Origin of the sequence: Curtobacterium sp. MCPF17_018 (assembly GCF_003234135.1) — a bacterium.
Taxonomy (GTDB): Bacteria; Actinomycetota; Actinomycetes; order Actinomycetales; family Microbacteriaceae; genus Curtobacterium; species Curtobacterium flaccumfaciens.
Genome location: NZ_QKSJ01000011.1, coordinates 53,887 through 75,472, shown reverse-complemented (window position 1 = coordinate 75,472; position 21,586 = coordinate 53,887). Strand labels below are relative to the sequence as shown.

Annotated in this window: 15 protein-coding genes and 1 tRNA gene; 7 read left to right on the top strand and 9 right to left on the bottom strand. The window is 72.5% G+C overall.

Annotation, left to right across the window (positions count from 1 at the left end; genetic code table 11):
* Window positions 1–26 precede the first annotated feature (26 nt).
* The 4 genes from DEJ27_RS13590 to DEJ27_RS13575 all read left to right on the top strand — a co-directional run bounded on the left by DEJ27_RS13590 (window position 27) and on the right by DEJ27_RS13575 (window position 6,520).
* A complete protein-coding gene (locus DEJ27_RS13590; RefSeq protein WP_181420173.1) occupies window positions 27–1,184 on the top strand; it encodes a Gfo/Idh/MocA family protein in 1,158 nt (385 codons plus the stop codon).
* Window positions 1,181–2,107, top strand: a complete 927-nt coding sequence (locus tag DEJ27_RS13585) for a sugar phosphate isomerase/epimerase (protein ID WP_111091177.1) — start codon at window positions 1,181–1,183, stop codon at window positions 2,105–2,107. The genes DEJ27_RS13590 and DEJ27_RS13585 overlap by 4 nt, the downstream gene beginning before the upstream one ends.
* Window positions 2,108–2,223: 116 nt before the next feature.
* Complete coding sequence (locus DEJ27_RS13580) at window positions 2,224–4,038, top strand: thiamine pyrophosphate-requiring protein (RefSeq protein ID WP_110862615.1); 1,815 nt, start codon at window positions 2,224–2,226, stop codon at window positions 4,036–4,038.
* 103 nt (window positions 4,039–4,141) lie between these two features.
* Entirely contained in the window at window positions 4,142–6,520 is a 2,379-nt protein-coding gene (locus tag DEJ27_RS13575) for a bifunctional UDP-sugar hydrolase/5'-nucleotidase (RefSeq protein WP_111091176.1), read from the top strand.
* A 308-nt stretch (window positions 6,521–6,828) separates the two neighbouring features.
* Here the strand turns inward: DEJ27_RS13575 and efeB are convergent, their stop codons facing one another.
* Genes efeB through efeU form a run of 3 tightly spaced genes read right to left on the bottom strand, consistent with a single transcriptional unit; the run spans window position 6,829 to window position 10,953 of the window.
* Window positions 6,829–8,115 carry an iron uptake transporter deferrochelatase/peroxidase subunit gene (gene efeB, locus DEJ27_RS13570; protein ID WP_110862617.1) on the bottom strand — a complete coding sequence of 429 codons (1,287 nt, stop codon included), beginning with the start codon at window positions 8,113–8,115 and terminating at the stop codon, window positions 6,829–6,831.
* Window positions 8,112–9,338 (bottom strand): iron uptake system protein EfeO, encoded by a 1,227-nt coding sequence (efeO, locus tag DEJ27_RS13565; protein WP_110862618.1) that lies wholly within the window; start codon window positions 9,336–9,338, stop codon window positions 8,112–8,114. Before efeO ends, efeB begins: the two co-directional genes overlap by 4 nt.
* Window positions 9,325–10,953, bottom strand: coding sequence for an iron uptake transporter permease EfeU (efeU, locus tag DEJ27_RS13560; protein ID WP_111091174.1), 1,629 nt, complete (start codon window positions 10,951–10,953; stop codon window positions 9,325–9,327). Before efeU ends, efeO begins: the two co-directional genes overlap by 14 nt.
* Window positions 10,954–11,022: 69 nt before the next feature.
* Between efeU and DEJ27_RS13555 the strand changes: the two genes are divergently transcribed.
* Window positions 11,023–11,784, top strand: a complete 762-nt coding sequence (locus tag DEJ27_RS13555; protein ID WP_110862452.1) for a trimeric intracellular cation channel family protein — start codon at window positions 11,023–11,025, stop codon at window positions 11,782–11,784.
* A 247-nt stretch (window positions 11,785–12,031) separates the two neighbouring features.
* A complete protein-coding gene (locus tag DEJ27_RS13550; protein ID WP_110862451.1) occupies window positions 12,032–12,634 on the top strand; it encodes a TetR/AcrR family transcriptional regulator in 603 nt (200 codons plus the stop codon).
* Between the two features lie 53 nt (window positions 12,635–12,687).
* Here DEJ27_RS13550 and DEJ27_RS13545 read toward each other — a convergent pair whose 3' ends face one another.
* The 5 genes from DEJ27_RS13545 to DEJ27_RS13525 all read right to left on the bottom strand — a co-directional run bounded on the left by DEJ27_RS13545 (window position 12,688) and on the right by DEJ27_RS13525 (window position 19,801).
* Window positions 12,688–15,039, bottom strand: coding sequence for a DUF3488 and transglutaminase-like domain-containing protein (locus tag DEJ27_RS13545; RefSeq protein ID WP_146238607.1), 2,352 nt, complete (start codon window positions 15,037–15,039; stop codon window positions 12,688–12,690).
* Window positions 15,040–15,044: 5 nt separating this feature from the next.
* Window positions 15,045–16,376 (bottom strand): DUF58 domain-containing protein, encoded by a 1,332-nt coding sequence (locus tag DEJ27_RS13540; protein ID WP_110862449.1) that lies wholly within the window; start codon window positions 16,374–16,376, stop codon window positions 15,045–15,047.
* Window positions 16,376–17,380: a MoxR family ATPase gene (locus tag DEJ27_RS13535; protein WP_111091172.1), complete on the bottom strand. Its 1,005-nt coding sequence runs from the start codon at window positions 17,378–17,380 to the stop codon at window positions 16,376–16,378. The genes DEJ27_RS13540 and DEJ27_RS13535 overlap by 1 nt, the downstream gene beginning before the upstream one ends.
* Window positions 17,381–17,582: 202 nt before the next feature.
* Window positions 17,583–18,587, bottom strand: a complete 1,005-nt coding sequence (locus DEJ27_RS13530; protein ID WP_111091170.1) for a sugar phosphate isomerase/epimerase — start codon at window positions 18,585–18,587, stop codon at window positions 17,583–17,585.
* Complete coding sequence (locus DEJ27_RS13525; protein ID WP_111091168.1) at window positions 18,584–19,801, bottom strand: Gfo/Idh/MocA family protein; 1,218 nt, start codon at window positions 19,799–19,801, stop codon at window positions 18,584–18,586. Before DEJ27_RS13525 ends, DEJ27_RS13530 begins: the two co-directional genes overlap by 4 nt.
* A 116-nt stretch (window positions 19,802–19,917) precedes the next feature.
* Between DEJ27_RS13525 and DEJ27_RS13520 the strand changes: the two genes are divergently transcribed.
* Complete coding sequence (locus DEJ27_RS13520) at window positions 19,918–20,922, top strand: LacI family DNA-binding transcriptional regulator (RefSeq protein WP_111091166.1); 1,005 nt, start codon at window positions 19,918–19,920, stop codon at window positions 20,920–20,922.
* Between the two features lie 253 nt (window positions 20,923–21,175).
* Here the strand turns inward: DEJ27_RS13520 and DEJ27_RS13515 are convergent.
* Window positions 21,176–21,265: transfer RNA gene (locus tag DEJ27_RS13515), tRNA-Ser, on the bottom strand.
* Window positions 21,266–21,586: the final 321 nt, after the last annotated feature.

Genomic DNA, 21,586 nt, shown 5'->3' with positions numbered 1-21,586 from the left:
GTGTCAGTCCGGCGCGAGGGAGCACCATGAGCAGTGGGTACGAAGGGCGACGCCTCCGTGTCGCCGTGGTCGGGACAGGCATGATCGCCGGGGTCCACGCCCGGGCGGCCCGGGCCTCCGGTGCCGAGGTGCTCGGTGTCCTCGGCCGGAACGCCGCCCGGTCGGAGCAGGTGGCCGCGCAGCTCGACCTGCCCCGCGGCTACGCCTCGCTCGACGAGGTCATCGCCGATGCCCCCGACGTCGTGCACGTCTGCACCCCGAACGACCAGCACCACCCGCAGGCGCTCGCGGTGATCGCGGCCGGCATCAACGTGGTGTGCGAGAAGCCCCTGGCGATCGACCCCGCCCGGGCCGCCGAGCTCGTCGCCGCCGCTGCCGAGGCCGGTGTCGTGGCCACGGTGCCGTTCGTGTACCGGTACCATCCGATGGTCCGCGAGATCCGGGCGCGCATCGCCGACGGGGAGCTCGGCCGGCTGCTCGCGGTGCACGGCCACTACCTGCAGGACTGGATGCTCGACGAGGACGCCTCGAGCTGGCGGGTCGACCCGACCTCGAGCGGGCTGTCCCGCGCGTTCGCCGACATCGGGTCGCACTGGTGCGACCTGGTCGAGTTCGTGACGGGCGAACGCTTCGCCTCGGTGTCCGCGGCGACCGACATCGTCTACCCGACCCGGCCGGCGGCGTCCGGTCCGTCGTTCTCCGGATCCCCGGACCCGGACCCGGTGGCCGACGCGGCCGAGCGCGCCGAGGTCACCACCGAGGACACCGCCGTCGCCACCTTCCGCACGGCCACGGGCCGCATCGGCAACGTCGTGATCTCGCAGGTCGCCTCCGGCCGCAAGAACCGCCTGTGGTTCGAGGTCGACGGCACCCGCGGCAGCGCGGCCTTCGACCAGGAGCAGCCCGAGTCCGCCTGGTTCGGCAACGAGCGCGGCGCACAGATCGTCGTCCGCGACCCGTCGCAGGGGTACCCCGACCAGCGCCGGTTGGCGGTCGTGCCGGCCGGGCACCCGCAGGGGTACCTCGACGCCTTCGCGGCCTTCGTCGCCGACACCTACACCGCGGTCCGCACCGGGGTGGCTCCCGACGGGCTGCCGACCTTCGCGGACGGCGCCCGCTCTGCCGACATCATCGAGGCCGTGATCGGCAGCGCGGCCGAGACGACGTGGCGGGAGATCCGGTGAAGCTCGGCATGCTGACCGCCTGCCTGCCCGGCTGGTCGCTCGACCGGATCGCCGGGTTCGCCCAGCAGCAGGGCTACGAGCGGCTCGAGGTCGCCGTCTGGCCGGGCACCGGCGGCCGTGACTTCGAGGCGGCGCACCTGCCGGTCGCCACGTTCACCGACGAGGACGCCCTGGCCACCCGCGACCTGCTCGACCGCACCGGCCTCGAGATCTCCGCGCTCGCGTACTACGAGAACAACCTGCACCAGGACCCGGAGCGCCGTGCCGCGGTGCGGACCCACCTCAAGCACGCGATCGACACCGCGCAGGCGCTCGGCATCCCCTACGTCGGCACGTTCATCGGCCGTGACACCACCAAGTCCGTCCGCGAGAACATGCGCGAGGGCGACCGGGTCCTGCCCGAGATCGTCGACTACGCCGGCGAGCGCGGCGTGCGGCTGATCATCGAGAACTGCGTGATGGAGGGCTGGCACCCCGACGGCTACCCCGGCAACATCGCGTACTCCCCCGAGCTCTGGGGTTGGGTGACCGGTCTGGGCTTCGGCCTGAACTGGGACCCGTCGCACCTGACGTGGATCGGGATCGACCCGGTCGAGACGATCCTGCCGTTCGCCGAGCACATCGTGCACGCCCAGGCGAAGGACCTCGAGCTGTTCCCCGAGCGGCGCAACGCCTACGGGTTCTTCGGCAAGGTCGACAAGGGCGACGACCCGTGGGACATGGGGTGGTGGCGGTTCCGGGTGCCCGGCCGCGGTGTGGTGGACTGGCCGCACGTCGTCGACCGCCTCTACGAAGCGGGCTTCGACGGCACGCTGAGCGTCGAGCACGAGGACCCGCTCTGGGGCGGCACCGACGACAGGGTGCTCGAGGGACTGCGCATCGCGCACCGCACCCTCCGTCCGCTGATCGCGCAGGAGCCGTAGCGACCACGGGCACTGGCCGGGAGGCCCGGACCACGTGACCGACGTCGGTCACGCGATCCGGGCCTCCCGACCAGAGCCTGTGAACGGACCCGTGCGCGCCCGCGCACGCTGGTGCCATGAGCACGACCGTGAGCGACTTCGTCATCGACCGCATCAAGGCGTGGGGGGTCTCCCGCGTGTTCGGCTACCCCGGCGACGGGATCGGCGCCTTCGACGGCGCGCTCGGCAAGGCGGCGTCGAAGGGTGACGGCCTGGAGTACGTCCGGCCCACGCACGAGGAGATCGCGGCGCTGATGGCGACCGCGCACGCGAAGTTCACCGGCGAGGTCGGGGTGTGCGTCGCGACGTCGAGTCCCGGCGCCTTCCACCTGCTGAACGGCCTGTACGACGCGCAGATGGACAACCAGCCGGTGGTGGCGATCGTCGGTCAGCAGGGGCTCGCCGCGATGGGCTCGTTCACGCAGCAGGAGTCGAACCTGGAGCGCGTCTTCGCCGACGTCGCCTGCTACGTGCAGACGGTGGCCACTCCCGAAGCCGTCGGCGTGGTGCTCGACACCGCTTTCCGCACGGCGTCGCTCCGCAAGCAGCCGGCCGTCGTCGTGCTGCCCCACGACGTGCAGGCGATGACGTACGACGCACCGCCGCTGGAGCACTGGGCCTCGCGATCGAGCGACGTCCCCGCGTCCACCCGGATCACGCCGCCCGCCGACGAGGTGCGGAAGATGGCGGAGATCATCAACGCCGGGTCGAAGGTGACGTTCCTGGTCGGCGCCGGTGCGCGCGGTGCGACGGCCCAGGTGCTCGCCGCGGCCGAGAAGGCGGGCGCGGGGATCATCACGGCGCTCCGCGGCAAGGACGTGATCCCGTCCGACGTGCCGTACCACTCGCAGCAGCTCGGGTTGCTCGGGTCGCTGCCGTCGCTGCACCAGATCCGCGACTGCGACACCCTCGTGCTCCTCGGCACCAACTACCCGTACGGCGAGTACATGCCGAAGTCCGGGCAGGCCCGGGGCATCCAGGTCGACATCAAGCCGGAGCAGCTCGGTCTGCGGTACCCGACCGAGCTGAACCTGTGGGGCGACGTCGGCTCGACGCTCGACGCCGTGCTCCCCCTGCTCGAGCAGAAGACCGACAGGTCCTTCCAGCAGACGGTCGCCCACGAGATGCGCGAGTGGGAGTCGGAGATGCGTGCGCAGTCCGAGGTCGCCTACGACGACGGGGTGAACCCGCGCCGGGTGATCCAGGCCGTGAACGACCGGCTGCCCGACGGCGTCACGGTCACCGCGGACGCCGGCACCACCGCCGACTGGTACGGCCACCACATCCGGCTGCGCGAGGGGATGCGCGGCGACATGTCCGGCCGGCTCGCGACGATGCTCGCGGCGATGCCGTACGCGGTGACGGCGAAGTTCGCGTTCCCGGACCGTCCGGCGGTGTGCACGATCGGCGACGGTGCCTTCCAGATGCTCGGCATGAACGAGCTGATCACCGTGAAGAAGTACCTGGCGGCCTGGCCGAACCAGCAGCTCGTCATCGTGGTCATGCACAACGACGACCTCGGCCAGGTGTCGTGGGAGATGCGCACCGAGGACGGGAACCCGATGTGGCGCGGCTCGCAGGACGTCGAGTCGATCGACTACGCCGGGTACGCGACGCTGCTCGGGTTCCAGGGCATCGCGGTGCACGAGGACTCCGAGGTCGAGGCGGCGGTCGAGCGGGCGTTCGCCCACCAGGGGGTGACCCTCATCGACGCCTACGTCAGCCGGAGCGTCCCGCCGCTGCCCCCGCACATCACGAAGGAGTACGCGATCAACACGGCGAAGAGCCTGCTGAAGGGCGACCCGGTCGAGTTCGACGTCGTGAAGGACTCCGCCAAGGCGATGGCGACCGAGGTCACCGAGCGGGTGAAGGGCGCCCTCGGCCGCGACTGAACCGGGTCGGGCGGTGCGAGGGGGGACGGCCGTGTGAACGTCGTGTGACGACTTGCGATGGGGTCTGGCGAGTCGCCTGTGCGCCTTCGTAGGTTCGACGGCGATGAACACTTCCCACACCACCGGAACCGCCGGTGCGACGACCCGACGACGCCTCGGCGCCGGCGCGGCCCTCGCCACCGCCGGGGTCCTGGTCGCACTGTCCGTCCCGTCCGCAGCCGTCGCCGCCGAGGGTGACACGACGATCGACATCATCGACGTCAACGACTTCCACGGTCGCATCGAGTCCGAGGGCACCGCCGCCGACAAGGCCGCCGGCGCCGCGAAGCTCGCCGGCGTCGTGCAGTCGTACCGCGAGGCCAACCCCAACACGATCTTCGCCAGCGTCGGCGACAACGTGGGCGCCTCGACCTTCACCTCGCTCATCCAGCAGGACTCCCCCACGATCGACGCCCTGAACGCCATGGACCTCGACGTGAGCGCGATCGGCAACCACGAGCTCGACAAGGGTCAGAGCGACCTGACCGGCCGAATCGAGGACCGTGCCGACTGGCCGTACGTCTCGGCGAACATCGTCAAGGCCGGCACCACCGACCCCGCGTTCACGCCGTACTCCATCGTGGAGAAGGGCGGCGTCAAGGTCGGCTTCATCGGCGCGACCACCGAGGACCTCATCCCCGGACTCGTCAGCCCCGGCGGGGTCGAGGGCCTCGCGATGGCGCCGATCCTCAGCCAGGTCAACCGGTACGCCGAGCAGCTCACCGACGGCGAGGACGACAACGGCGAGGCCGACGTGCTCGTCCTGCTCGTGCACGAGGGCGCCACCACGAGCGCGCTCGCCGACGCCACCGGCACCGGTTCGTTCGGCAAGATCACCTCCGGCGTCTCGTCGAAGGTCTCGGCAATCGTCTCGGCGCACACCCACGCGACGTACGACCACTCCATCGCCGGCCCCGGCGGCACGAAGCGTCCGGTGATCCAGGCCGGCTCTTACGGCGTCGCCTTCGGGCACCTGCGGCTCACGGTGGACGCTGACAAGCAGCTCACCGGGATCACGTCCGAGGTCAAGTCGGTCAACGCCGAGACCCGGGTGCCCGCCGACGCCACCTCGGTCAACGCCGTGAGCGGCATCGTGACCGCCGCGAAGGCCGTCGCCGACGTCAAGGGCAGCGAGAAGCTCGGCGAGATCACGGGTGACCTGCGTCGCGCCGTGCAGTCCGACCGCAAGGCCGAGAACCGCGGTGGCGAGTCCGTGCTCGGCAACTACATCGCCGAGGTCCAGCGCAGCGCCACCGCCCGCAACGGCTCGAAGATCGCCTTCATGAACCCGGGCGGCCTCCGCACCGACATGGTCTACGCGTCCAGCGGCGCCGGCGACCCGGACGGCACCGTCACCTACAAGGAAGCCGCGCTCGTCCAGCCGTTCGCCAACACCCTGGTGACGAAGGACATGACCGGCCAGCAGATCAAGAACGCCCTCGAGCAGCAGTGGCAGCCGGACGGACTCGAGCGTCCGTTCCTGAAGCTCGGCGTCTCGGACGGCTTCGCGTACACCTACGACCCGTCGAAGGGCCGCGGCGAGCGCATCACCGGCATGACCCTCGACGGCGAGGCGATCGCGCTGACCGACACCCTCAAGGTGACCGTCAACTCGTTCCTGTCGACCGGTGGCGACAACTTCGCCGCCTTCGCGACCGGCACGAACGTCGCCGACTCTGGCCAGGTCGACCTGCAGGCCCAGGTGGACTACTTCCTCGCCCACCCGAAGGTCGAACCCCTGAAGGACCAGCGCGCCGTCGGCGTCACGGTCACGCCGACCCCGGCTGGTGGGTTCCAGCCCGGTGACGCGATCCAGCTCGACCTGTCGTCGCTCGTGTTCAGCAGCGAGGACCCCGCGAAGGCGGGCACGGTGTCGGTCAGCGCGGACGGCAAGGAGCTGGCATCGGCCGCGATCGACCCGACGATCACCGACAAGAACGACGAGCAGGGTCGCGCGACCCTGACCGTCACGGTCCCCGAGATCGAGGCCCCGGCTGCACGCGCCGCCGCCCGCACCGCCGGCTCCGTCTCGCTCGCCGCGGTGGCCGAGCCCGTCGCCACGACGGACGCACCGCTCGTGGTCACCCTGCCGGGCCAGACCATCACCCTCGCCGTGACCATCCCGGTGGCCGCAGCGGTCGACCCGACCGACCCGACCGACCCCACCGACCCGACGGACCCGACGGACCCGGTCGACCCGACCCCGGGCACGGGCGGCGGGGTCACCCCCGGCCCCGGCGCGGGTGCCGGTGACGACGCCGGCATCGGTGGCGTCGGCGGGACCGTCGACGACCCGCGCGCCGGTGGCGACCTCGCCTACACGGGTGCGGACCTGACCGCTCCGGCGATCGCGGCGGGCCTGCTCCTGCTCGCCGGGATCACGGCACTCGTGGTCCTCCGCCGCAACCGCGCACGACGTGGCGCGACGGTCCTGACGGACTGACCGCGAGCCTGCGGGCACACGATGCGAACGGGCCGTCTCACCCTGGTGAGGCGGCCCGTTCGCGTCGGTCAGGAGGCCCGGGACACGCCCGGCGCGAACGTCGCGCACCCCGGCGGTCACGGTTGCTGTCCCATCCCGGTCGATCGCTGCGGATCCGCGGATCCGCGGGGTACTCTCGGGAGTGTCGCACCGCGACGCGTCGTGCCGGGTCGCTTTCAGCAAGTCGACGGTGGTTCCGTTCGGCGAGACTCCGCGACGCGGGCGTCCTCCGCCTCCAGGGAAACGGCGGAGGGCGCCCACTCCCCGTCTCAGTGGAACAGCTGCTCGCCGATGTACGAGCCCTTGCGGGGTGCCGGCGGGACGGCGAACACCGCGGACCCGATGTGCGAGACGTACTCGTTCAGCCGGTCCGAGGCGCCGAGCTTCCGCTGCAGCCGCGTGAAGTGGTCCGGGTCGTTCACGTAGGCGATGAAGAGCAGCCCGGCGTCGAGCTGGCCGTACTCGTTGAGCCCGTCGGTGTAGTTGTACGGCCGCCGCAGGATCTTCACGCCGCCGTTCGCCTCGTGGGCGGCGAGGGCGATGTGCGACGTCGCGTCGATCTTCGTCGCACCGTCGTCGTCCTTCGCGTGGAAGTCCGGGGTGGTGTGCTCCTGTCCGCCGGAGAGCGGTGCGCCCTGGATCTTCGTCCGCCCGAACACCCGCTGCTGGTCGCTGACGACGTCGGCGTCCCAGGTCTCGATGTTCATCCGGATCTTCCGCACCACCTGGTAGCTGCCCCCGGCCATCCACCCGGCGTCGCGGTCGAGCCAGACGAACCGGTCGTGGTCGGCGTCGGTCGTGATGTTCCGGGTGCCGTCCTTGAACCCCATCAGGTTGCGGGGCGTGCTCTGGTGCGGCCCCGCCGACGCGCGGCCGAAGCCGAGCACGGTCCAGCGGACGGTCGCGGTGCCGCGGGCCATCCGTGCCAGGTCGCGCACCGCGTGGTACGCCACCTGGGGGTCGTCGGCGCAGGCCTGCAGGGACAGGTCGCCGCCGCTCAGCCCCTCCTGCAGGTTGTCGCTCGGCAGCGTCGGGATGTCGGCGAGCGACGCCGGGCGCCGGTCGGCCAGCCCGAAGCGCTCGTCGAAGACGCCGGGGCCCAGGCCCACCGTCACGGTCAGGGACGCCGGCCCGAGGTCGAGCGCCTCGCCCGTGTCGGCACCGACCCCGTTGCCGTGCGCCGGTTCGACGCTGCCGACGGTCTTGCCGGCCTGCAGCTGAGCGATCGCGGCCGACCACCGGGCGAGGAGCACCTGCAACTCGGTCGTGACGGTCGTCGACAGGTCGAACGTCATGTAGACGCAGTAGCGCTGCGGGGTGGTGCGGATCCCGCCCTGTGGCTGCCCTGCCGCGGTGGCGTAGAACGGCTGGCTCTGCGACAGGTCGATCGACTCGTCGCCGTTCGTCGCCGCCGTGAACGGGTTCACGCCGGTCGCCGCGGTGGCGCCGCCGACGCCCGCTGCCGCGCCGACCCCGGCACCGGCCACCGCCAGGCCGGCGCCGAACAGTCCGCGGCGGGAGACGTTCGCCCGGGGTGCCTCGTCCGGCTCGGTCACGCGGTCGCGACCTTCTCGGCCAGGCGGGACAGCGGGTCCTGGAGCGCCTGGATCTGCTGCGAGATCGTGTTCGCGTCGGACTGCTTGGTGGCGGCGTCCCAGCTCGCGAAGCCGCCCAGGTCGTCGGCGTCGCGGTAGCCGTCCATCAGCGTGTTCGTGGCGTCGAACTGCTTCGCGATCTGCTTCGTCAGGGTCGGGTCGAGCTTGGTCAGCCCCGGCTTGAGGTACGCGAAGGCCTGACGGGCACCCTCGACGTTGGCGGCGAGGTCGACGAGGTCGATGTGGCTGTACGCCTCTTCCTCGCCGGTGATCTTGTTCGACTGCACCTCTTCGAGCAGGCCGGCGGCACCGTTCGCCAGGTCCTCCGGCTTGTAGTCCAGGGTCGGCACGAGCTTCGCGAGCAGCTGCACGTCCTCGGTCAGGTCCGCGGCGGTCTGCTTGGTCGAAGCGGTGATCTTCCCGGCCTGGAACAGGTCCTTCTCGACGGCGTGGAACCCGCTCCAGCCGACGGCCGGGTCGAGGTTCGAGGCGCGCATGTCGATCAGGTAGTCGAGGTTGCCGGCGTTGTCGGTGGCCTTGAACCCCTTCTTGACGAAGCCGTCGACGTCGCTCTCGACGTGCTCGTAGAACGGGCGGGCGTTCGCGTAGTCGGTCTTCGCCGCGTCGAGGTCGCCGGCGTCGATGTCATTCTGCAGCTGCTGGACCGCGGCGACCATGTCGGTGACCTGGCCGTCGACGTAGGTCGCGTAGCCCTTCGCCCCGTCGCGGAGCAGGGTCGAGGCGCTGCTGTTCGCGGTCGACGCGGCCTTGCCGGTGACGGTGAAGTCCGTCAGCTCGGTCTCGGCTCCGGGGCAGTACACCTGGTACTCCCCGCCGGTCAGCGTCGCGGTGAAGCGGACGGCGTCGAGGCCGGGCGCCAGGTTCTCCTTCTCGCCGAGGATCCGCTGGTCCTGCAGCAGCTCGACCTCGGTGATCGCGGTCGACGACTCGTTCTTCACCGTGAAGGTGACGGGGCCCGCCGGGACCTTCGTCGAGGACACCGCACAGGCGTCCTCCCCGTCGTTGGTGAGCGTGATGGTGACGCGGGAGACCTTCGCGTCGTCGCCGGAGCCGGAGCCGCCTGCGTCGGCGGACCCACCGGCGCACCCGGTGAGTGCGAGGGCGGTGACGGCGCCGAGGGCGCCCAGGGTGATCAGGGGTCGGACGGGCTTACCGAAGGACATGGTCGGTGCTCCTTGCAGGGTCCGCGGCCGGAGGGCCACGAGCGGGGACGGGTTCGGGGGTGGGGATGGTGGGGAGGCGCCGGCGACGCCGGTCACGGAGGGCCAGCAGCGCCTGGACGGCGGCCGCGGTGCCGAGGGCGATCGGCAGCCAGGCCTTCCAGAGCAGCAGGTCGGCTGATCGCGAGTCCGCTGCGGCCACCGAGGCGGCCGACCGCTCGACGCGGGCGTCGGGGACGGACCAGACGGTGCGGTCCAGGGTCGTGGTGCGCGCGGACGGGAGGCCCCCACCGCTCAGCGTCAGCACCTCGCGTTGGTCGCGGGTCGCGTCCAGGACCCCACCGCGGACCGTCCACAGGGTCACCGTGTCGCGCACGGCCCAGCGGGCCGCGAACGGACCGGGGTTCGTCGACGGGGAGACCCCGACGGGCAGGCGGCCGAACAGGGTGACGAGGTCGTCCAGGGTCAGCGTCGACGGACGGTCGGCACCGCTCCCCTGATCGCCGGCCCCGTCCTGCACACCGGTGCCGGCCTGCACGACGCGCCACCGGTCGGCGGTCACGCCCGCGCGGGTGACGCGGCGGTGGGCCGATGTCGGCAGGGCGATCGGGGCCTCCTGGCCGGTTCCGGTGCCGGCCACCCGCAGGACGCCGGACGCACCGTCGACGTTGGCGGAGACGGAGCTGGCGTCGCCGCTGACCGCGGTCGTGCGGGGCAGGTCCACCCCGCCCGTCGGCACGGCGATCGCGAGCGCCGCTGCGGCCACGGCGAGTGCACCGGCGACGACGGCGCGTACCCGGGGCACGCGCTCCGGCGACGGACGCCAGGCGCGCGGCCAGAGGGTCAGGGCCAGCACCGGGACGACGTAGAGGAACCAGCCGAGCACCTCGATGACCCGCGGGTCCGGCGGGATGCCGAGCACGCCGGTGACCAGGGCGCCCTGCACCGAACCGTTCGGGGCGAGCCACGACAGGTCGACGGTGCGCTGCTGGCCGATGACGATCCAGCCGGCCTCGTGCGCGCGGCGGAGGACGGTCAGCACCAGGCCGCCGGCGACGAAGACCAGGAAGACCCCGGTGCCGGTGAAGAACCGCGACAGGTCGAGGCGGACGCCACCGGTGTAGATGCCGAAGCCGACGACGACCGCGGCCGCGATGCCGATCACGGCCCCGAGGGCGGCGAGGCCGGTGTCCGACGACGCCTGGAACGTGGCGAGGAGGAACACCGAGGTCTCGAAGCCCTCCTTCAGGACGGCGAGGAACGCCATGCCGGCGAGTGCCCAGGCGGTGCCCCGGCCGAGTGCCGCGGTCGCACTGGCCTCGAGGTCGGCAGTCAGGGTGCGTGCGTGCGTGCGCATCCAGACGATCATGCCCGTGACGAAGACGACGGCGACGATGCCGATGACCGCCTCCATGCCCTCCTGCTGGGCCTGCGGCAGCGCCTGCTCGACGGCCTGCAACCCGAAGCCGACGGCGATGCTGAGCAGCACCGCGAGCCCGACGCCCGACCACATCGGGGCGAGCGGGACGCGGTTGCGACGCAGGAACGCGGCGATGATGCCGACGATGAGCGTGGCTTCGAGGCCTTCACGGAGACCGATGACGAGAGTGGCGAGCATGACGAAGGTGAGGCTAACCTAACCGCCGAACGGCCCGCCAGCCGTGCGACGTGATGTTTGATGGTTCTCATGAACCTGCTGTCCGTCGACGGCCTGGCGTCGGTCACGAACGTGCTCGACCTCGCCGGGGTGTTCGCGTCCGCCCTGCTCGGCGGCTCCATCGCCCGCGCGATGGACTTCGACCTGTTCGGGTTCCTGGTCGTCGGGTTCGTTTCCGGACTCGGCGGCGGGATCCTCCGCGACACCCTGCTGCAGAACGGACCACCCGTCGCGCTCGTCGACCCGCTGTACGTGCCGGTCGCCGTCGCCGGGGCGCTGATCGCGTTCCTCGTGTCGTTCTCCGAGGTGACGTGGGACCGGCTGTTCACCGTGCTCGACGCCGCCGTGATCGGGTTCTGGGCCGTGGTCGGCGTGCAGCGGACCTACGACGCCGGGCTCGACTGGCCCGCGGCGATCATCATGGGGACCATCACCGCGGTCGGCGGCGGGGCCATGCGCGACCTGTTGCTGCGGCGGGTGCCGGCGGTGTTCGGCGGGAACGCGCTGTACGCCACCGTGGCCGTCGCCGCGTCGGCCGTGATGGTGATCGCCTCGGCGCTCGGGTCGCCGTCGCTCGGCATCCTGCTCGCGATCACCCTGTCGCTCGGGCTCCGCTGGGGAGCGGTCCGCCGGGGCTGGGGCCTGCCCAACGGCCGTGACTGGCAGCCGAAGTCGACCCTCGGTTCGCTGCTCCGGCGGGGTCGGAGCCTGCGGCCGGACGCGCTCCGGTTGCTCCGCCGGCCGGGCCGTCGAACCGGTGCCGGCAGTGTCCGAGAAGAGCACGAGGACTGAGGGGCTGTCTTCCGCGCCTCCGCGACGGTACGATCAGTACCGCCGGGTATCGTCCTGGCAGTTCTGCCGGGGATGATCCCGGTGAACGCTGTCCGCACAGCACCGACGCGACCCGAACGCGCCGGTTCCGAGCAGACGTGGGGATGGGGGCTTCGCTGATGCCGCGCGGGATCAGACGCGCGGCGCGGCAGGTCTCCACCACGATGCTCCCCCCGACGACCACCACCACAGGTCGGAGCAGCAACCGATGAGCGACGACGCTTCCCCCACCCAGCGCATCCCGCGTGCCGAGGTCCGGGAACGCCTGCTCGCCGCCGGAGCCGCGGTCTTCGCCGAACAGGGTGTCTACGGCGCCCGGCTCGACGACGTCGCCGCGCGCGCGGGGTTCAGCAAGGGTGCGGTCTACTCGAACTTCTCGTCCAAGGAGGACCTGCTCGCGCAGGTCATGCAGCGGTCCACGAACCTGGTGCTCGGCTCACTGCAGCAGCTCGTGCACGCCGACATCGCCGCCGTCGACGTCGGCGACGTCCTACGCGCTGCGTTCGGACAGCACGACCAGAGCGAGCAGTTCGCGCTGCTCTCGGCGTTCCGCGGGTACGCCGTGCGCCACCCGGAGTTCCTGCCCGAGTTCATTCGGCAGCGCCGGGTCCTGCAGGACGGGGTGCTCGAGCTGGTGCGGCTGTGGCTCGGTGCACACCCCGAGGTCGACGTCGGCATGACCCCGGAGGAGTTCGCGACCGTGCTCATCGGGGCGAACGTCGGCCTGGTGTTCGACGCGCCGGCGCTGCCCGGCGTCGACCCGGGCGAGCTCATCGCCGCCCTGGTCGAAGCGGTCGTCCGCCGGCGCTGACGCGGGGTGCGGTGGGCGGACCCTCGCACGGTGCTGACGCACACGCGCCCGCGTCAGGCCGTGCGACGATCCCGACGGCGGGGCTTCGGCCCGTCGTGGGACCAGGCTGACGACGGCAGCAGGCTCGGCGGCAGCAGGCGCGACCGCACGACTCGCAGAGCGGGCACGGACGCGTCGAGAGCGCCACGAGCTTCGCGGACGTGACGCTCCAGCGCCGCGCTGTCGACCGACGCGATCCCGTCGGCGGCGAAGCGCTCGCGGTCGACCGCGTCGACCGTGGCCTCCAGGTGCGGCACGACCGACGCCGGCAGCCCGTGACGCAGGCGTCCGAGCACCGCTCGGGCGGTCCGGGCCACGGCGGCGGCATCACCCGGCGGCGCGATGCCCGGGGCGTACCCGTGGTCGGCGACGTCGTCGAGCAACTCCCGCCACGCCTGCACGGCGGGTGAGCGCCCGGCGGCGATCGCCGACAGCCTCGACCGGCGACGAACTGCCCGCACGAGGCCCGGAGCGACGAGGACCGCGAGCACGAGCAACAGGCCCACGAGCAGCCCGACCGGGCCGCCTGTGCCACCCGTTCCGGACGCACCCGCGGCACCCGGCGCCGGGGACGCCGACGGGGTCGGTGACGCTGAATCCTGCGCCGGGGTGGTCTGCTCGGGCGCCGGCAGCGGGGTCTCCGGCGTCACCGCGGTCGGCGAGGCCGAGGGCTCCTCGGACGGCGCGGCCTCGTCGGAGTCGGGCGTCGGCTCGAAGGCGACCCACCCGGCGCCCCGGATGTACAGCTCGGGCCAGGAGTGCAGCTGCCGGTTCGACACCGCGTACTCGCCGTCGGGCTGTGGCGAACCGGCCCGGTACCCGACCGCGATGCGCGAGGGGATGCCGAGCGTGCGGGCCATCACGGCCATCGCGGACGAGAAGTGCACGCAGTACCCGTCGCGGACCCGCAGGAACGTCGAGACGACGTCCATGCTGTCGCCGTCGTACCCCTGCTCCACCGGTGCCGTCTCGGAGTACGTGAACAGGTCGCTGCGGAACCACTGCTCGAGCGCCCGCGCCCGCCCGTAGTCGTCGGTCGCGGCGGCGGCGACGCGGGTGGCGGCGGCCGAGATGTTGGCGGGCAGGTCGTCGGGCAGGGCGAGGTCGGTGCGCAACTGCTGGCGGCTGGGTTCCCGGAAGCCACGGCCGTCAGAGCGGGCGAGCACCCCCGAGGCGGCGACCGCGTCGAGGTAGTCGTTCGCGAAGGTCGAGGCCCCGTAGACCTCGTACATCGCGCCCCGGGCGGTCGCGGCCCCCGTCGACCGGACGGTGCTCGAGTTCCCCATCCACCGCCACTGCGACAGGTCGAGGTTGGTGGACTGCGACTCGATCGACACCGCACCCGACGGCACCGGCAGGTAGGTGCTGGACAGCCCGGTGATCCGGACCGTCACGTCGCCACGGCTCGCCAGGCGCGGGTTGACGCCCTCGGCCCACTGCTGCTCGTCGGCGGTGTCGGCCTCGGCCGCGTTCGTCACGGTCGGCACCCAGTCCCCCGTGCCGAACTCGTCCAGGTCGGCGAGCTTGAGGTACTCGGGCTGCCCGTCCGACGAGCGGTAGCGGAACACCTCGAGCTCGCTCGGGCGGCGCAGGTCGTTGCCGAGTTCGAGCAGGGTGCCGGGCCGTCCGGGCTGGATCGGCGACTGGATCGCACCGGTCACGCCGGACAACCAGCTGGCGTTGAGCGGCACGATCGTCGGCAGCCCGATGGCCACGACGAGCCCGATCGCCCCGACGACGGCGGCCGGCAGTGCGCGCTGCACCGGGCGGACGGACAGCCAGAGCAGGGCGAGGAACGCCACCGCCGTGGTGATGACGAGCGGGGTGCCGGCGGGCTGCCCGGTGATGACACCGGGCACGATCAGGATGACGAGGGCCGGGGCCGCGGCGAGCGACGGGATCCGCGCGATGGCGGCGAGGAACAGCGAGACCGCCGCCACCCAGCCGATCGACGCGGTCACCACGAGCCGGATCGCGTCGGTCTGCGGCAGCGGTGCGGGGTTCAGGCGGATCGCGGCGAGCGTCTGTCCGAGGGCCCCGTCGGCGTCGAGCCACCCGAGCGGTTGGATGTCGTTGACCAGTGCGGCGGCGCACGAGCAGGCGATGACCGTGCCGACCAGGACGACGAAGCGGATCCCGGGTGTCTGGCGGCGCACCGCGAGCATCACGGCGACGAGCACGGCGACGACGACGACGCCCGATGCCCACCAGGCGATGCCCTGCACGAGCGGCCGGATGGCGAGTGCGGCGAGGAGCACCGGCACCGGCGCGAGGGCCACGACCCAGGCGCTCGGGAAGTCACGCAGGTCGTCGTCGCGCTCGAGGATCTCGCGCACGTCGGCACGGCCACGCGCCGGTGCGCTCACCCCGGTCACCGTGCGGCTCCGGACGGCGTCGCGCCGACGACCGGCACCACGAGGGTCCGCCAGCCGCCACGGTCGAGGATGCCCCGGACGGCCGGGTCCGGCGGCACGATCGTCGCCAGGATGCCGCGGCTCGACCCACTGGTCGCGCCGACGAGCCCGGCGGCTTCCGCCGCGGTGCAGGTGCCGGTCACGACGGCGGTCATGCCGTGCACGTCGCGGCCACGGACCTCGGGCAGGACGTCGGTCACCTGTCGGGCATCGGTACGCAGCCGGACGTCGGCGAGCCCGACGAGCACGTCGGTGAGCCCGCCGACGTCGCCCGCGTGCCGGGTCGCGCCTTCGGGACCGTCGAACACGAGCACGACACGCGAGGTCCGGGCGGCGAGCGCGCGGGCGACACTGGCGGCCACCACGACGGCGTGCTCGAAGGCCTGGTCGCCGCCCAGGTCGGAGAGCTCGGCGAGGTCTTCCCGACCGAGCCGCTGGTAGGACTCGCGCCGCACGTCCAGTGCGATCACGGCCTCGGGCGGCTGGGCCTGGGTGGTCTGGCGGACGTGGAGTTCACCGCGCCGTGCGCTCTGGGCCCAGTGCACCCGGCGGATCGGGTCACCCGGGCGGTACGGGCGGAGTTCGCTGTCGTCGGCGGAACCACCCTGTCCGACCCGGCCCTCGTCGGCCGAGACCGCACCCGCGAGCGCCCCGGCGTCGATCGCCCCGAGGGGTGCCGAGGCCGGGACCACGACGACCTCTTCGGCCGGGACGACGGGACGGTCGATCCGGAGCAGGCCGAACGGGTCCTCCACCCGGATCGTCACGGGCCCGACCAGGGTGCGGCCGCGGTGCATCGCGAGCGCCTCGACGTCGAGCACCGCCGGCGGCAGGTTCGGCCCGACCTCGGCGTAGGTCTCCGCCTCGGCCAGGCTGGCGAAGGCGTCCTCGAGCTGTTCGCGTACGAGCAGCGTCGCCCGCGGGCCGATCCGCAGGCTGGTGCTGCCGAGGGTGATGCGTTCCCGGTAGACCTCGCCCACCTGGACGATCGCCCGAGCGGTGCTGCGGCTGCCGCGGAGCGGGGTGGCGACGACGAACGCCATCACGATGCCCAGCACGACCAGCACGAGCAGCAGCAGGCCGGCCGTGACGGCGACGCTCGTGGTGCCGACCAGGCCGCCGCCGACCAGGCCGATGCCGACGGCGATGACCGTCCAGCCCCGGATCGTCGGGCGCGGGAACGGGGTGCGGCGTGCGAGTGACAGCCCGCGGCGGCCGAACCGGGCCGCCGTGGACCGCGCGGCACCGACGCGTCGCAGCAGCGACGGCGGTGCCGATGGACTGGCCATCAGGAGCGGACGGGGGTGGCCGTGAACGGGATGGCGGTGTCGGAGACGATGCGGACGACGATCTCGCGCACGGTGTCCTCGCCGGTGCCGCCGAGCCCACGGGCGACCGGCACGAGCCGGTGCGCGAGCACGATCGGGGCGAGCGTCGCGACGTCGTCGGGGGTGACGAACGGGCGGCCGAGCAGGGCGGCGTGCGCACGGGCGGCCTGCGCCAGGTGCAGCGTCGCGCGGGGGCTCGCACCGAGCACGAGGTCGGGGTGGGTGCGCGTCGACCGGACGATCGCGATGATGTACGCCTCGACGTCGGGGGCGATGTGCACCCCGGCGACGGTCTCGATGATCGCCCGCAGTGTGCTGACGTCGACGATCGGCCGCAGGCGCGACAGCGGGTCGCTGCCGCCGCGGTTGGCGAGCATCTGCCGTTCGGCGTCGACGCTCGGGTAGCCCATCGCGATGCGCGCCATGAAGCGGTCCCGCTGCGCCTCGGGCAGCGGGTACGTGCCCTCCATGTCGATCGGGTTCTGCGTCGCGACGATCATGAAGGGACGGTCGAGCGGGCGCGTCACACCGTCGACGGTCACCTGCGACTCCGCCATCGCCTCGAGCAGGGCCGACTGGGTCTTCGGGCTGGTTCGGTTGATCTCGTCGCCGATGACCACGTTCGCGAACACCGGGCCGGGCGAGAACCGGAAGGTGCCGGACGACTGGTCGAAGATGTTCACGCCCGTGACGTCGGACGGCAGCATGTCCGAGGTGAACTGGATGCGGTTCACCGACCCGCCGACCGAGGCACCGAGCGCCTTGGCGAGCACGGTCTTGCCGACGCCGGGGACGTCCTCGACGAGCAGGTGCCCCTCGGCGAGCATCACCGTCAGGGCCGTGCGGATGGCTTCCGCCTTGCCGTCGATCACCGTGGCCACGGAGGCCACGATGTCGTCGCCCACCGCCCGCACGTGTTCGAGCGGGAAGGCGGGGTCGGTCGGGTCCGGCACGCAGGGCTCCATCGTCGGGGACAGGTGTCGTGCATGCTACATCGGGCCGGTGACAGCACCCGGTACGGGTGCACGGACTGGTCGTTCCGCGCACCGGCGGCCGATCCGCGGGTGGTGGGGCCGGGAGGCACGGCCCACCACACGCCGATCCGTCACCTCGTGCGCGGAACGACCCACGGGCCTCCAGGCAGTGTCCGGGTCAGCTGACGGACGGTCAGGACCGGGGCGCCAGCGCCGCGTCCGCGGCGCGGAGCACGCGCGCAGCGACCGCGACCCCTTCTTCGCGCCCGAGCTCGGTGTCCTCGTGCTCGATGTTCACCCACATGTCCGGGTCGATCGCACGCAGGGCCTCGAGGAACGTCGTCCAGTACGCCTCGTCGTGCCCCTTGCCGAGCGCGACGAAGTCCCACGCCGACGGCTTCGGCCACTCGTTCGCCCACTCGTCGCCGCCGAGGTTCGTGCGTGACTCGTCCGGCGACAACCGGCGGAACGAGTTGTCGAGCACCCCGTTGATCACAGCGTGCGGGTTGATCCGGACGTCCTTGGCGGCGGCGTGGAACACGAGCGGCCCGAGGTCGCGGGCGACCGCCACCGGGTCCATCTGCTGCCAGAACAGGTGCGAGGCGTCCAGCTCGACCCCCACGTTGGTCAGTCCGCCGCGCTCGACGAGCTCCCGGATCGACGCCGGGTTGAACACGAGGTTCTGCGGGTGCAGCTCGAGCGCGACCTTGACGCCGTGCTCCCGGGCCAGGGCGTCGATCTCCTGCCAGAAGGGCACCGCGACGCTCCACTGGTGCTCGAGGACGTCGAGCGCGGCCGAGTTCCAGGCGTTCACGATCCAGTTCGGTCGCGTCCCGCCCGGCTCCCCCGCCGGCAGTCCGGACATCGTGACCACGCGGTCCTGCCCGAGGCGGGCCGCGAGGCGGATGCTGCGCCGGACGTCCTCGGCGTGCGCGGGACCGATCGCCGGGTCGGGGTGCAGCGGGTTGCCGTTGCAGTTGAGCCCGGCGATCGAGACGCCGGTCCCCGCGAACTGCGCGAGGAACGCGTCACGCGCCCCGTCGTCCTGCAGGATCGCGTCGATGCCGGGCACGTGCACCGGGGGCAGGAACCCGCCGGTGTTCAGCTCGATGCCGGTGAGGCCGTTGGCCGCGATGACCCGGATCGCGTCGGCGAGGGGCCGGTCGTGCAGGATCGCGTCGTAGAGACCGAGTTTCATGCCGTCACTGCTTCCTTGATCGTCTCGGTGGTGCCCCCGGCCGCGGCGGACCGTGCCACCGCGTCGAGGACCTCCATGTTGTGCACGCCGTCGTCGAACGTGGCGTTCGCGGGCAGGGCGTCGGACACGGTGCCGGACAGCCCGGCGACCTCGTCGAGGAACGCCCGCGCCTGGTACTCGAACATCTGGTTCTGCCCCCAGCCGACGCCCGGGGCGTCCATCGCCATCCCGCCCGCGACGTAGGGGTGGTCCGGGCCGAGCACGACCTGGCGGTACCCGCCCAGGCGCGAGCCGTCGGACCGCAGGGCGAGGCCGATCTCGGAGGCGCGCTCCTGGTCCCATCGGGCGGCGCCGCGCTCGCAGAACACCTCGACGACGAGCCCGTTCGGGTGCCCGGCCGCGAGGCGGGAGGCCTCGAGCGACCCGACGACCGTGCCGTCACCGAAGCGTGCACTGAACGTGGCGTAGTCGTCGTTGCCGACGGCCGCGGTCTCACCGGTGAGCGGGACGGCCTGCCCCCGCAGGGCGTGTCCGGCGGCGACGGGGCGCTCGGTGATCGACGTGGTGAACGTGCCACCGCTGACGCTCCGGACCGGGCCGGCCAGGAACTCCGCAACGTAGGTCAGGTGCGAGCCGACGTCGGCGAGCGCGCCCGACCCCGGCTCCCCCGCGAAGCGCCACGAGAACGGGACGTCGGGCGAGGCGCCGTAGTCGGTCCAGTACCGGCCGGAGACGTGCAGGACCCGGCCGAGCGTGCCGTCCTCGACGAGCTCCTTGATGGCAGCGAGGCCGGGAGCCCGGCGGTAGGTGAGCCCGATGCGGCCGAGCACCCCGCGCTGTGCGGCCTCGGCAGCGGCGGTCGCCATCGCGCGTGCGTCGTCGAGCGAGTCGGACAGCGGCTTCTCGCACAGCACGTGCTTGCCGGCGGCGAGCAGCCCCTCGACGATCTCGCGGTGCAGCGTGTTCGCGACGACGACGCTCACCACGTCGATGTCGTCGGCCGCCGCGATGGCCCGCCAGTCGGTGTCGTGCCGCTCGAAGCCGAAGCGACGTGCGGCCTCGGCGGCCAGCGGTTCGTAGACGTCGCCGACCGAGACGAGCCGGACGGGCGGCAGCGTCGGGGCGAAGAGGGAGGGGGCGTTCCGCCACGCAGCCATGTGGGCCTTGCCCGCCATGCCCGCACCGATGACGGCGACGCCGATGCTGTCGCTCATGTTCTCTCCTTCGAGAAGGTCGCTGGATCCCGATTCTGGAACGTTCCAGAACGTGTCGGTAGACTGTAGCCGCACCAGCCCATGTCCTGTCAAGCACCGTGCCGGAAAGGCTCAGCGTGACCCCTCGCCCGCCGACGATCATCGACGTCGCCGCACGCGCGGGCGTCTCGAAGTCGCTGGTGTCGATGGTGCTGCGCGACGACCCCGGGGTCTCCCCCGCTCGCCGGTCCGCGGTGCTCGCCGCCGTCGCGGAGCTCGGCTACCGCCCGAACCGCGCCGCCGCCATCCTCGCCGGCACCCGGACCCGCACCATCGGGGTCATCGTCGATGACTTCCGGAACCCCTGGTACGTCCCGATGCTCGACGGCATCCGTGAGGCCCTCGCCCCGCACGGACTCCGCCTCACCCTCGCCGACACCCGCGCCAACGCCCACCTCGACTCCTCGCCCTTCGACGACCTGGTCTCCCTGCGGGTCGACGGCGTGGTGCTCGCCGCCGAGGGCTTCCCCGACGTCGTCGTCCCCGCCGACACCCCGGTCGTGATCGCCGGCGCGCGCGAGGACGTACCGGGCGGACTCGACGTGGTCGCCTCCGACGAAGCCGCCGGCGGGCGGTTGGCAGCGGATCACCTGATCGGACTGGGTCACCGCCGCATCGCCCACGTCACCGGCTCGGGAGGCCCGGCTGCCGTCCGCCGTCAGGCCACCGTCGCGCAGCTGGTCGCCTCCGGCATCGAGCCGCTGGTCTACGGCTCCGGCCCGACCTCGGAATCGACCGGCTACGAGGGCGTGCGGCTCGCACTCCGGGAGCACCCCGACCTGACCGCGGTGTTCGCCGCGAACGACGTCATGGCGATGGGCGCGATCGCCGCCGTGCAGGAAGCCGGACTCCGCGTGCCGCAGGACATCTCGGTGATCGGCAACGACGAGACCCCGCTCGCCGCGTCACCCCTGTTGCGCCTGACGACGGTCGACCCGCACAACGACGAGGTCGGGCGCCTGGCGGCTGCGCGGTTGGTCGAGCGGATCGGCGCGGTCGCGGCGGCTCCCCCAGATCCCATCCGGACGCTCGTGCCGCCGACGCTCGTCGTGCGGTCGACGACGGGGCCGCCGCGCGCCTGAGTGGCGACCACGCCGGGGCCGACGCCGGCGGGGCGGAGGTGCGCCGAGCCTCCAGGCCGGGTGCGAGGTGACCCGAGGTCAGACGCGCGCGCCCTCGAGCCGCGGAACCTGGTTCCGGACACAGCACCGGGCGTTTCCGCGGTGTGGTGTCCGGAACCTGGTTCCAGCGGGCTCGGCCACTATGCGAGGCGCCCGGGAACGACGAAACCCCGGTCCGATCGGACCGGGGTTTCGTGCTGCAGTTCGTGCAGTGCGGAGACGGAGGGATTTGAACCCTCGGTCCCCTCAAAGGGGACTCCACCTTAGCAGGGTGGTGCACTCGGCCGGACTATGCGACGTCTCCAAGCACTCTCGCGAGCGCTGCGACCACCATACAGGAGGACCGCGCCACTCTCGACCCGACGCACGCCCGCGCGTGGCACGACCTGTCGCGCGCGGTCCCCCGAAGTGGGGACACGTGGGGGTTGTCGGGGCGTACCCCACTGCATAGCATCATCGGGACGCGGCAATCACGTTCCGGGGCTCGTCCCCGTCGTCGCGACACAGCACCCGACGTCGTTCCCCGTGCGGGCCCGGCGCGCCCGATCGCGTGGCGCCCGGCGGGGAGCGACTTCCCCTGGGGGCGCGGCCCACCACCGCGCCCCCGTTTCTGTGTTCGGGGCGG

Bases quoted from the DNA above. Each gene is read 5' to 3' on its own strand.
- DEJ27_RS13540 (WP_110862449.1), bottom strand. From the start codon at position 16,376: ATGGCCAGTCCATCGGCACCGCCGTCGCTGCTGCGACGCGTCGGTGCC.
- DEJ27_RS13555 (WP_110862452.1), top strand. From the start codon at position 11,023: ATGAACCTGCTGTCCGTCGACGGCCTGGCGTCGGTCACGAACGTGCTC.
- DEJ27_RS13590 (WP_181420173.1), top strand. From the start codon at position 27: ATGAGCAGTGGGTACGAAGGGCGACGCCTCCGTGTCGCCGTGGTCGGG.
- efeO (WP_110862618.1), bottom strand. From the start codon at position 9,338: ATGTCCTTCGGTAAGCCCGTCCGACCCCTGATCACCCTGGGCGCCCTC.
- DEJ27_RS13535 (WP_111091172.1), bottom strand. From the start codon at position 17,380: ATGGAGCCCTGCGTGCCGGACCCGACCGACCCCGCCTTCCCGCTCGAA.
- DEJ27_RS13550 (WP_110862451.1), top strand. From the start codon at position 12,032: ATGAGCGACGACGCTTCCCCCACCCAGCGCATCCCGCGTGCCGAGGTC.
- efeU (WP_111091174.1), bottom strand. From the start codon at position 10,953: ATGCTCGCCACTCTCGTCATCGGTCTCCGTGAAGGCCTCGAAGCCACG.
- DEJ27_RS13580 (WP_110862615.1), top strand. From the start codon at position 2,224: ATGAGCACGACCGTGAGCGACTTCGTCATCGACCGCATCAAGGCGTGG.
- DEJ27_RS13530 (WP_111091170.1), bottom strand. From the start codon at position 18,587: ATGAAACTCGGTCTCTACGACGCGATCCTGCACGACCGGCCCCTCGCC.
- DEJ27_RS13525 (WP_111091168.1), bottom strand. From the start codon at position 19,801: ATGAGCGACAGCATCGGCGTCGCCGTCATCGGTGCGGGCATGGCGGGC.
- DEJ27_RS13575 (WP_111091176.1), top strand. From the start codon at position 4,142: ATGAACACTTCCCACACCACCGGAACCGCCGGTGCGACGACCCGACGA.